We start from the raw sequence: 9,838 nt of genomic DNA, 5'->3' as shown, positions 1-9,838 counted from the left end.
CGTTAGCGGATTTCCCTGGAGGCTCCTAATCGGGCCTTCGAATCGTATTTTCGGCATGCCGAAATAGACCCGGTCCGGGGATCTTGCAGTCGTAGTGGAGGTGCCGCCTAACGGCGGCTGAGGTGCTGCCGCTGAACCTGACCGGCTCTGTGGCAACCCGATGAACCTTACGGATCGGCGAACGCCATGTCAACCGATCGTGGCCCAGGACACTCGGTGTAGTCTGGTGCCATGTTCACGCACACGCACACGCGCACGCATCAGTGGTGGCCCGCCTGACGGCGGCCGTCCCACCTGCGCGTATGTACTCGCGGCCGCCGCTTCCGGCGGCCGTTTCGCGTTTCTGAGCAGCTCTCTCCGCTCACGCTTCCTGGCCGGCGGTCGCGGCACGGACTCACGGAGATGAGAGACATGACCATCACGCTCAGCGGCGTCACCCCCAGCGGCAGCCTGACCCTCGGGAACCTTCTCGGTGCCCTGCGGCAGTGGGTCCGGGTCGACCAGCATCGCCCAGGTGCGCTGTTCTTCATCGCCGATCTGCATGCGCTCACCGTCGATCACGATCCGGCGCGCATCCGGCGGCTGACGCGGCAAGCCGCCGCCACCTATCTCGCGGCCGGGCTGGATCCCGAGCTGTGCACGGTTTTCGTGCAGAGCCACGTCGAGGAGCACACCCGGCTGTCGTACGTGCTGGAGTGCACGGCGACGGACGGGGAGATGCGGCGGATGATCCAGTACAAGGAGAAGGAGGCGCGGGAGCGGGCGCGGGGGCGGAGTGTGCGGCTGTCGCTGCTGACGTATCCGGCGCTCATGGCGGCGGACATCCTTGTCTACGGGGCCGAGGAGGTGCCCGTGGGTGATGATCAGGCGCAGCATGTGGAGCTCACCCGGGATCTCGCCGTCCGCTTCAATCAGCGGTACGGGCACACCTTCGTCGTTCCCAGAGCCACGCACCCTCCCGTAGCGGCGCGGATCATGAATCTGCAGGAGCCCGGCGCCAAGATGAGCAAGTCCGAGGAGGGCGGGGGCGGGGTCGTCTATCTGCTGGATGATCCCGATGCCGTGCGGCGGAAGGTGATGCGGGCCGTGACGGACAGCGGCAGCGAGGTTGCGTACGACCGGGAGAAGAAGCCTGGGGTCAGCAATCTGCTGGACATCCTTGCCGCGTGTTCCGGGGGTGGTGAGCGGCCCGATGAGCTGGCCGGGCGGTACGAGTCCTATGGGGCGCTGAAGAAGGATGTCGCCGATGCCGTGATCGCGGTGCTCGAGCCGCTGCAGGAGCGGTATCGGGAGCTGTCGCGCGATCCCGGGTATGTGGAGAGCGTGCTGCGGGGCGGGGCCGAGCGGGCGCGGAAGCTGGCTCGGCCGCGGGTGGACGCTGCCTATGCGGCGATCGGGCTGCTTGCTCCGTAAGGCCGCGGTGGTCGGCTCAGCCGGCCGCGCGGATTGTGATCGAGCCGTCGTTGGCCTGCGAGTCGATCGTGTGGCGGCTTGAGTCCGAGCGTGGGACGTCGATGTGGCGGCTGCCGTCGCGGAGCTTGGTGGCGATCTTGTACGGGTCGTTGCCGGGGAGCTCCAGCGTCGTGCTGCCGTCTCGCGATGACGTCTGCACGCGGTCGGGAGTCGAGGCGAAGGCGAGGTGCAGGCTGCCGTCGTTCGTGGTCGCGCGGACATCCGGGGTCTTGATGCCCTCCGCCGTCACCGAGCCGTCGCGGCTGTTCAGGGTCAGTGGGGCCTTTGGGTCCTGGATGTTGATCGAGCCGTCCACCGTGCGGATGTCGAGCTTGGCGTCGAGGCCCGAGGCGCGGACGCTGCCGTCGCGGCCGTTCACCTTGACGTCCAGGCCTTGCGGGACCTCCACCTTGTGGCGGGAGTCGCAGTCGACCACCACGCCGCTGCACTTGGTCTTGAGCCGGAGGGTGGCGCCGTCGGCGGACCAGCTGGTCTCGGTGGTGCCGTTCCACTTCTTGGCCTGGAACCAGCGGGTGACGCGCACGTCCTTCGTCTTCGCGTCCTCGGCCGGTACGAGGGTGAGGCCGCTGTCGTCGGTCTCGATCGTCAGCTGCTTGGCGTCGGACGGGAGGGCGAAGGTGCGGTGTTCGGCCTTGCCGTCGCCGACCGTCGTGCAGGAGGCGGCTACGGCCGCGACGGTGACGGCTGCCGCGGCGGCGAGGGTGGTGCGGAGGACGGGGTTCGACGGCTTCGACATCATGCCTTCGACGGTAGAAAGCGGGCGGGCGCGGAGGAATGCGGTGGGCTACCGGACCCGGGGTAGGGCTAACCCCCCGGGGCTCCCTAAGGGTTCAAGGGGCCGGGGGGTCGGTGCCGTACAACTCCGGGGGCGTCAGGCCGCAAGCGCCACCGCCTCCACGGCGGGGGTGCGCAGCCGGCGGTGGGCCGTGGCGACGCTGGTGACCAGGGTCGCGGCCACTGCCGTGCCCGCCACCGCGAGCCAGATGCCGGGGCCTTGCTCGGGCATGGAGTCCGTACGGGCCAGGGCGAAGGGGACGATGCCGGCGATGGCGGCGATGGTGCCGAAGAAGATGCCGGTGGCCGCCAGGATCAGCGACTCCAGGCCGACCGTGCGGAGCACCTGGCCGGGGGTGGCGCCTGCCAGGCGCTGCTGGCCGAACTCCTGGCCGCGGTAAGTGGTGGTGGCGTACAGGGTGTTGATCAGCATGACGCAGGCGAAGGCGGCGATGATGCCGACGACGACGAAGTTGAGGGTTTCCAGCTGCTTGTCGTCGATGGTCTTCGCGATGCCGGACTGCTTGATGTGGTCGTTCTCGACCGCCTGCATGTAGAGGGTCGCGGTGGTGATGCCGACGAAGAGGATCAGCGGCATCAGGACGCCGGAGAGTTGGGCGGTGCGGTGGCGGAGGTTCGCGGCCGTGAGGCTCAGGTCGCCGGACTTGCCGACGATCGCCGCCAGGAGGCGGGGCGAGAAGACCGCGAAGCCGACCGAGAGCATGATCGCGCCGTAGGCGGGCGGGGCCATGGCCTCCGGGCCCGCGTCCTTGCCCATCGCGAAGGTGGTCAGGCACATCGCTACGCCGAGGCCGAGGGCCGCGTAGCCGGAGATGGTGCGCAGGCGGGTGCGCTGGGGCTTCTTGTCGTGCGCCTTCGTCGCGCGGCGTACGGCCAGGAAGGCGGCGCCGACGGCGGCGAGGAGGGTGATGTCGATGCCCGAGGAGAGCGCGATCGGGCCGAAGGAGTGGTCGACCGAGTCCTTGACCTGGCCGCTGTCCTTGAAGAGGTCGAGCAGGGCGTTGCCGGCGAGCATCGCGGGGACGATCGCGAGGGCGGCGCCGAGGAGCGCGACGACCGCGGCTTCGACGACGACCATGCGCTTGAGCTGGGCGGGGGTGGCGCCGGCGGAGCGGAGGAGGTCCATCTCGCTCTCGCGCTGGCGGACGTTGACCGTCAGCGTCGAGGCGATGGCGAAGAAGACCAGGAGCGAGCCGTAGCCGCCGACGACCGCGGCCGCCGTGGAGAGGGATTCGGAGCTGACCTTGTCGACGCCCGCGGCGCCGGCCGTGTCGTGCATCGAGTTGAAGGTCATGATGATCGTCGCGCCGAGGAAGGCGGCGAGCAGGGTGGCCGCGAAGCGGCCCGGTCGCTTGCGGATGGAGTGCAGGGCCAGGGAGAACATCGTCGTCACACTCCAGCGGGGGTGGCGTAGGCGGGGGTCGTGGTGTCGGTGGCGTACTCGTCGCCGAGGTGGGCCATGCGCTCGGCCACGGCGTCGGCGGTCGGGCGGTCCATGCGGCCGGCCAGGCGGCCGTCGGCGAGGAAGAGGACCGAGTCGGCGTACGAGGCGGCGACCGGGTCGTGGGTGACCATGACGACGGTGCGGCCGTGGACCCGTACCGCCTCCTGGAGCAGGCGCAGGACCTCGCGGGCGCTGCGGGTGTCCAGGGCGCCGGTGGGCTCGTCGGCGAAGACCACGCTGGGCTCGGTGACCAGGGCGCGGGCGATGGCGACGCGCTGGCGCTGGCCGCCGGAGAGCTGGTCGGGGCGGTGGCTCACCCGGTCGCCGAGGCCTACGCGCTGGAGGACCTCGCGGGCGTGGGCGCGGTTGACGCGACGCCCTGCGAGCTTCAGCGGCAGGACGGTGTTCTGCAGGACGTTGAGGGTGGGCAGCAGGTTGTACTGCTGGAAGACGAAGCCGATGCGGCCGCGGCGGAACTTGGTCAGCTCGGCCTCGGTGCCGCCGGTCATCTCGGTGCCGTCGACCATGACGATGCCGTTGTCGGGGCGGTCCAGGCCGGCGGCGCACTGGAGGAGGGTGGACTTGCCGGAGCCGGAGGGGCCCATCACGGCGGTGAAGGTGCCGGCGGGGAGGCTGAGGGTGACGCCGTCGAGGGCGGTGACGGCGCTGTCGGCCTCGCCGTAGGACTTGGTGACCTTGACCAGGCGGAGCGCTTCGCCGCCTGCGGGGTGCTGCCTGCCTGCCTTGTTTCCCTTGCGTCCGAACATCGTCCTCGACTCCTCGTCGTTGGTGAGTGCGTGTCTCTTTTCGACCTGTCATCGAAGTTACGGACGGTGATCGGCGGCGGCACTGGGCGTACGCGGCCAGTGGGGGGTGGACTTTCATGAACCCCGGGGCGGGGGGTGGTGGTAGTACTCAGGGCATGCAGCGCTCCGGCTATCACCATGGCTCGCTGCCGTCGGCGCTGGTCGCCGCGGCGCTCGAACTGCTCGACGAGGGCGGGGCGGAGGCGGTCCGGGTGCGGGAGGTGGCCCGGCGGGCCGGGGTGTCGCCGGGGGCGCCGTTCCGGCACTTCGCCGACCGGGAGGCGCTGCTGACGGCGGTCGCCGGGGAGGTGCTGGAGGACTTCGCGGCGTGGCAGGGGGAGGCCGCGGGTGCTGCGGAGGGTCCTGTGATGCGGGCGTTCGGGCTCGGGTTCGTGCGGTACGCGATCCGGCATCCGCATCGGTTCGGGCTGCTGCGGTCGCGGGTGTTCGGGGCCAGTCAGCCGGAGGAACTGCGGCCGCGGCTGGGTGAGTTGGAGCTGCTGCTGAACGGTCTGGTGGTCGCGGCGCAGCGGGACGGGGAGCTGCCGCCCGGGGATCCGGAGGTGGTGGCGCTGGGTGCGCAGGCGCTCGTATACGGGCTGGCGCAGATGATCGTGGACGGGTTTCTGCCGGCCGAGCGGGCGGAGTCGCTGGCGGAGCAGGTGCTCAACACGTATGCGGCGACGGGTTATTGACCCGTGGGTAACCTGCTGATGTAATCAGCGATTACATCACCGCGGAGGAGGCCCGTCCGATGGAGATACCGCGACGCATCCCGCGCTACCCCGAGCCCGCCGCCACCGGGTCCGTGACCATCCGCTCCACCCCGACCGCGGCGTATCGCGTCATCAGCGATCCGCCGGCGCTGGCGCGGTTCACGGCGGAGCAGTACGCCGCCGAGTGGGCGGACGGGGCGACGGGCGCCGCGGTCGGGGCGCGCTTCCGGGGGCGCAATCGCAACGGGGTGCGGCGGTGGGTCACCACGTGCCGTATCACCGACGCGGATCCCGGGCGGTGCTTCGCCTTCGAGGTGACGGCGGGGCCGCCGGGGATTCCGGTCTCGCGGTGGCAGTACGACATCGCGCCGGCCGAGGGTGGCGGGGAGGGGTGCACGGTGACCGAGACGAGTTGGGTGCGGGCGCCGTTGTGGTTCATTCCGGCGGCGATTCTGATCACCGGGATCGTCAATCGGCCGGGGGCGAATGGTGCGCATATCGCGACGACGCTGGGGCGGCTGAAGGCGCATCTGGAGGCCGCACCCGATGGGACGCCGGACGGGGCTACGGCTGCGTCTTGACCTTGCCCTTGTGACTGAGGCGGCCGTCCGTGAAGCACAGGCGGTACGCCGGGTCCAGGCTCCATGCCGTGGTGCGGTAGAAGCGGCATTCGTCGGTGCCGGGCGGGTCCGGTGGGGCGTGTTCCGGGCGGGTGTCGTCGTCGGCCTGGTAGGCGGGGAGGTGCTGTTCGACGGTGTGCTCCGGCCGGCCGATGTGCAGGTCGGCGTAAGTGTCGGCATCCAGGACGGAGCGGTACGAGGTGTAGATGTTGAAGCCGTACAGCACCACGGCGATGGCGATCGTGCCGGCAATCGGGATCCAGATGGCGTCGAGGATGCCGCGGTGGACCTTGCGGCGGGCGGCGGCCAGTTCGCGCTGGGAGACGTACTCGCGGGGCGGGGTGGCGGCGGCGCCCGGGGTGACCGGGAGGCGGGCCTTGACCTCGAATCCGCTGTCCACAGGCTGTGCATGGAGAGTCCCGCCGGCGAGGCGGACGCGCTCGTCGAGGCCGACGAGACCGTAGCCGCCGGAGACCGCTGCTGACGGCAGCGGGCCTGCGGGGGGTGGCTCGTTGGCCACGGCGACCTCGGCCGTGCCGTTCGTACGGCGCAGGGTGACGGTGACGGCGGCGCCCGGGGCGTGCTTGGCGGCGTTGGTGAGGGCCTCCTGGACTACCCGGTAGAGCGCGCGGTCGGCCATGGGCGGGAGCGGAGAACCGGCGTCACCGGGCTGCTCGAGCGTGACTGCCATGCCGGAGTCGCGGGCGCGTTTGACCAGGGCCTCGATGGTGTCGTCCGCGGGGTGTACGGGCGCGTCCTCGCCGTCCTCGCGGAGCACGCCGATGATCTCGCGCAGCCGCTCGGTGGCGGTCGCGGCGGCCTCGCGGAGCTCGGCCGCGGACGTGCGGTCGGCGTCGTCCAGGCGGGGGCTGACCTGCAGCGCCGCGGCGCGCAGCGCGATGAGTCCGAGTTCGTGGCCGAGGGAGTCGTGCATGTCGCCCGCGATGCGGGAGCGTTCGCGCAGCCGCATCCGGTCGGCGACCAACTCCTGCTCGCGCTCCAGGCGTTCGGCGAGCTCCCAGCCGGTGCGGACGAGTTCCGCCTGCTGGCGGGCGTAACGGCCGACGAGCCACGGCAGCACGCCGCCGAAGAGCAGCGTCAGCAGGAGCGTGCCCCAGCCGGGGACGCTGGCGCCCGGGACGATGCTGAGCAGGACCAGGCCGGTCACGGCGGCGGCGACGAACAGGAGCAGCGGCCCGCGGGTGGCGCCCGAGCGGCGGCCGAGGAGGAAGCAGAGGATCACCTGGGCGAAGGTGAAGTTGTTCGTGAACAGCTCCGGGGTCGCGGCCAGCCCCAGGGCGATGGGCACGGCGGCGGCGAGGAGCGGGGCGCGGCGGGCGTACCAGCAGGCGAGCGCGAGGAGAGGGACCGCGGCGATCTGGGTCCAGAGGAGGGGGATGCCGGTGGCCTGCTCCTCCCCGCCGGGCATCCGCTGGGCGGAGAGCAGCGGAATCATGATCAGCAGCCAGACCAGCGCGTCCAGCGTGCGAGGGCTGCGCGCCAGGCGGAGGAGGGGGTCGGAGAGCCGGATCATGGGCTTCACGGTACGGGGCGGCCTGTCGGCCGCGGTGCTGTCGAAAGTAAGGGATTCGCCTGCGGCGGGCTTATCGCGCCTGCGGCGCTCGGCCTCAAGCGCCGGCCGGGCTTGATGGGGCGTCGTCTCGGCCTCGAAAGGGCGGCTTGGGCGTCGAAGGCATCCTGACGAAAGTCAGGGGTTGTCGCTTCCCTTCGTGTACGGCCGGAGCCAGGGTCCGCTTCGTAGCTTCGCTTACATGAATGACGCCATAGTTCACGCCGTTGAAGGCGTGGTCACCACACCCTGGGTCTACCTGGCGCTCTATGCCATCGCGGCCCTCGACGGCTTCTTCCCCGTCGTGCCCAGCGAGACTCTCGTGATCACGCTCGGCGTGTTCGCGGCGGCCACCGGCGATCCGCATCTCGTGCTGGTCATCGTCGTCGGCGCGCTGGGCGCGCTCACCGGGGATCACGTCTCGTACGCCATCGGGCGGCGCGCCGGGCCGCGGCTCTTCGCTCGGCTGAAGCCGGGGGGCCGGACGCAGCGGGCGTATGAGCGCGTGGGGCGGTTGCTCGAGGAGCGGGGCGGTCTTGTGCTGATCGTCGCGCGGTATATCCCGGGCGGGCGCACCGCCGCCACGCTCACCACCGGGGCGACCGGGTTTCCGCGGCGGGACTTCACCCGGTACGCCGTCGTGGCCGCCGTGACCTGGGCCGTGTATTCCGCGGGGCTCGGCTATCTCGGGGGGCGGGCCTTTGAGGAGAAGCCGTTGTACGGGGTCGCGCTCGGGCTGGCGATGGCGTTCGGCATCACGCTGCTGCACGAAGGGGTGCGGGCGGTGCGGATGCGGCGCCGCGCGGCGGACCCGGAATCCATGGACCGTACTCCCGAAGGAGTCTCATGATCAGCCTGCAGGGCGTGACGAAGCGCTACGGCGCCAAGACCGCCGTGGACGATCTCTCGCTGGAGCTGAAGCCCGGCACCGTCACCGGCTTTCTCGGCCCGAACGGGGCCGGGAAGTCCACGACGATGCGGATCATCCTCGGCCTCGACCGGCCGACGGCCGGCGCGGCGCTGATCGGCGGCCGCCCGTACCGCGAGCTGGAGCGGCCGCTGCGCACCATCGGGGCGCTGCTGGACGCGAAGGCCGTGCACCCGCATCGCAGCGGGCGCGATCATCTGCGGGCGATGGCGCTGAGCCAGCGGATTCCGTACGCGCGGGTCGAGGAGGTCCTCGGGCTTACGGGGATGGCCGAGGCCGCGGGGCGGCGCGCCGGGTCGTATTCGCTCGGGATGAGCCAGCGGCTCGGCATCGCGGGGGCGCTGCTCGGCGACCCCGAGGTGCTGATGCTGGACGAGCCGGTGAACGGGCTCGATCCGGACGGGGTGCGGTGGATTCGCACGCTGCTGAAGTCCCTTGCGGGGGAAGGGCGGACCGTCTTCGTCTCCTCGCATCTGATGAGCGAGATGGAGCAGACCGCGGACCGGCTGGTGGTGCTCGGGAAGGGGCGGCTGATCGCGGACGAGCCGATGGAGCGGCTGCTGCGGGGGGCGGGGGTGGTCGTGCGCGGGCCTGCGCTCGAGCCGCTCGCCGAGGTACTGCTCGACGCGCGGTGGACGGGGGCCGGTGAGCTGACGGTGACCGGGCCGAGTGTGGAGCAGGTCGGAGATCTTGCGTACGAACTGGGGCTGCGGGTGCATGAGTTGCGGGCGGTGGAGTCGTCGTTGGAGGAGTCGTACATGCGGCTGACGGAGGGTGACGTGGAGTACGGGGCGGTGGCGGTGTGAGCGGCTTTCAGGAAGCGGCGGCGGCCGAGTGGCTGAAGCTGCGGTCCGTACGGTCGACCTGGTGGTTCCTGGCGGGGGCGGTGGCGCTGATGCTGCTGGTCGCGCCCGGGACGGCGCTGACGGTCGGCAACAACCTGGAGGGGACGGACGAGCCTCTGCACTCGGTGGCGGTCGCGCCGCTGGCGGGGACCGGGGTGTTGTACGGGGTCAACATCGTCTTCGGGGCGCTGGCGCTGCTGGCGGTGACGGCCGAGTTCGCGTCGCGGTCGATGAGCGTCTCGCTGGCGTGCGTGCCCTCGCGGGGGCGGCTGCTCGGGGCGAAGGCGGTGGTGGCGGGTGCGGCGGTGTTCGCGGCCGGGGTGCCGGTGGCAGCGCTGGGGCTGGTGACGAGCGTGGGGCCGCTGGGGGACTATGCGGCGCCGGTCGCGGCCGGTGCGGCCACCGGGCAGGTGCTGGCGATGGGGTACTACCTGGCCATGGTGGCGGTGCTGGCGGTCGGGCTCGGCGCGGTGGTGCGCAGCACGGCGGGGGCGCTGGCGGTGCTCTTCGTGCTGCTGTGGGTGCTGCCGATGGCGCTGGAGTCGCTGGCGGAGCTGGTCGGGTCGTGGGTGGGGGTGCTCGCGGAGCTGACGCCGACGATGGCCGCGGAGCGGTTCATCGGCGGGGAGTGGGCGTATGGG

General features: G+C 71.3%; 10 protein-coding genes. 6 read left to right on the top strand and 4 right to left on the bottom strand.

Translation table 11 applies throughout. The annotated features are described in order from the left end of the window. The first annotated feature begins 411 nt into the window (after window positions 1–411). Window positions 412–1,413: a tryptophan--tRNA ligase gene (trpS, locus tag G5C51_RS35840; protein WP_165243994.1), complete on the top strand. Its 1,002-nt coding sequence runs from the start codon at window positions 412–414 to the stop codon at window positions 1,411–1,413. A gap of 16 nt (window positions 1,414–1,429) precedes the next feature. On the opposite strand, the gene G5C51_RS35835 is transcribed toward trpS, so the two are convergent. From G5C51_RS35835 to G5C51_RS35825, 3 genes are all read right to left on the bottom strand, one after another. Beyond that, the gene (locus G5C51_RS35835) at window positions 1,430–2,212 is read right to left on the bottom strand and encodes a DUF4097 family beta strand repeat-containing protein (protein ID WP_240930157.1); all 783 of its coding nucleotides are present in this window, start codon (window positions 2,210–2,212) and stop codon (window positions 1,430–1,432) included. A gap of 132 nt (window positions 2,213–2,344) precedes the next feature. Beyond that, window positions 2,345–3,652, bottom strand: a complete 1,308-nt coding sequence (locus tag G5C51_RS35830; protein ID WP_165243992.1) for an FtsX-like permease family protein — start codon at window positions 3,650–3,652, stop codon at window positions 2,345–2,347. A gap of 5 nt (window positions 3,653–3,657) precedes the next feature. Next, window positions 3,658–4,479: an ABC transporter ATP-binding protein gene (locus G5C51_RS35825; RefSeq protein WP_165243990.1), complete on the bottom strand. Its 822-nt coding sequence runs from the start codon at window positions 4,477–4,479 to the stop codon at window positions 3,658–3,660. 116 nt (window positions 4,480–4,595) lie between these two features. Here G5C51_RS35825 and G5C51_RS35820 point away from each other — a divergent pair, with 116 nt between their 5' ends. Together G5C51_RS35820 and G5C51_RS35815 are read left to right on the top strand one after the other, a co-directional pair. Then, complete coding sequence (locus tag G5C51_RS35820; RefSeq protein WP_240930156.1) at window positions 4,596–5,213, top strand: TetR/AcrR family transcriptional regulator; 618 nt, start codon at window positions 4,596–4,598, stop codon at window positions 5,211–5,213. A gap of 59 nt (window positions 5,214–5,272) precedes the next feature. Further along, window positions 5,273–5,815, top strand: a complete 543-nt coding sequence (locus G5C51_RS35815) for an SRPBCC family protein (protein WP_165243988.1) — start codon at window positions 5,273–5,275, stop codon at window positions 5,813–5,815. Here G5C51_RS35815 and G5C51_RS35810 read toward each other — a convergent pair. Beyond that, on the bottom strand, window positions 5,799–7,388 hold the full coding sequence (locus G5C51_RS35810; RefSeq protein ID WP_165243986.1) for a sensor histidine kinase: 1,590 nt from the start codon (window positions 7,386–7,388) through the stop codon (window positions 5,799–5,801). The two genes, G5C51_RS35815 and G5C51_RS35810, sit on opposite strands and share 17 nt — an antisense overlap. Window positions 7,389–7,626: 238 nt before the next feature. On the opposite strand from G5C51_RS35810, the gene G5C51_RS35805 reads away from it, so the two are divergent. The 3 genes from G5C51_RS35805 to G5C51_RS35795 form a co-directional block, all read left to right on the top strand. Then, window positions 7,627–8,274, top strand: a complete 648-nt coding sequence (locus G5C51_RS35805) for a DedA family protein (RefSeq protein WP_165243984.1) — start codon at window positions 7,627–7,629, stop codon at window positions 8,272–8,274. After that, window positions 8,271–9,158 carry an ABC transporter ATP-binding protein gene (locus tag G5C51_RS35800; RefSeq protein ID WP_165243982.1) on the top strand — a complete coding sequence of 296 codons (888 nt, stop codon included), beginning with the start codon at window positions 8,271–8,273 and terminating at the stop codon, window positions 9,156–9,158. Before G5C51_RS35805 ends, G5C51_RS35800 begins: the two co-directional genes overlap by 4 nt. Further along, a partial coding sequence (locus G5C51_RS35795) for an ABC transporter permease (protein WP_165243980.1) occupies window positions 9,155–9,838 on the top strand: 684 nt, incomplete at its 3' end. The genes G5C51_RS35800 and G5C51_RS35795, both read left to right, overlap by 4 nt.

Source organism: Streptomyces coryli (assembly GCF_011044975.1).
Classification (GTDB): domain Bacteria; phylum Actinomycetota; class Actinomycetes; order Streptomycetales; family Streptomycetaceae; genus Streptomyces; species Streptomyces coryli.
The sequence above is the reverse complement of the archived record's forward strand: the minus strand, read 5'-3'. Positions and strand labels throughout refer to the sequence as shown.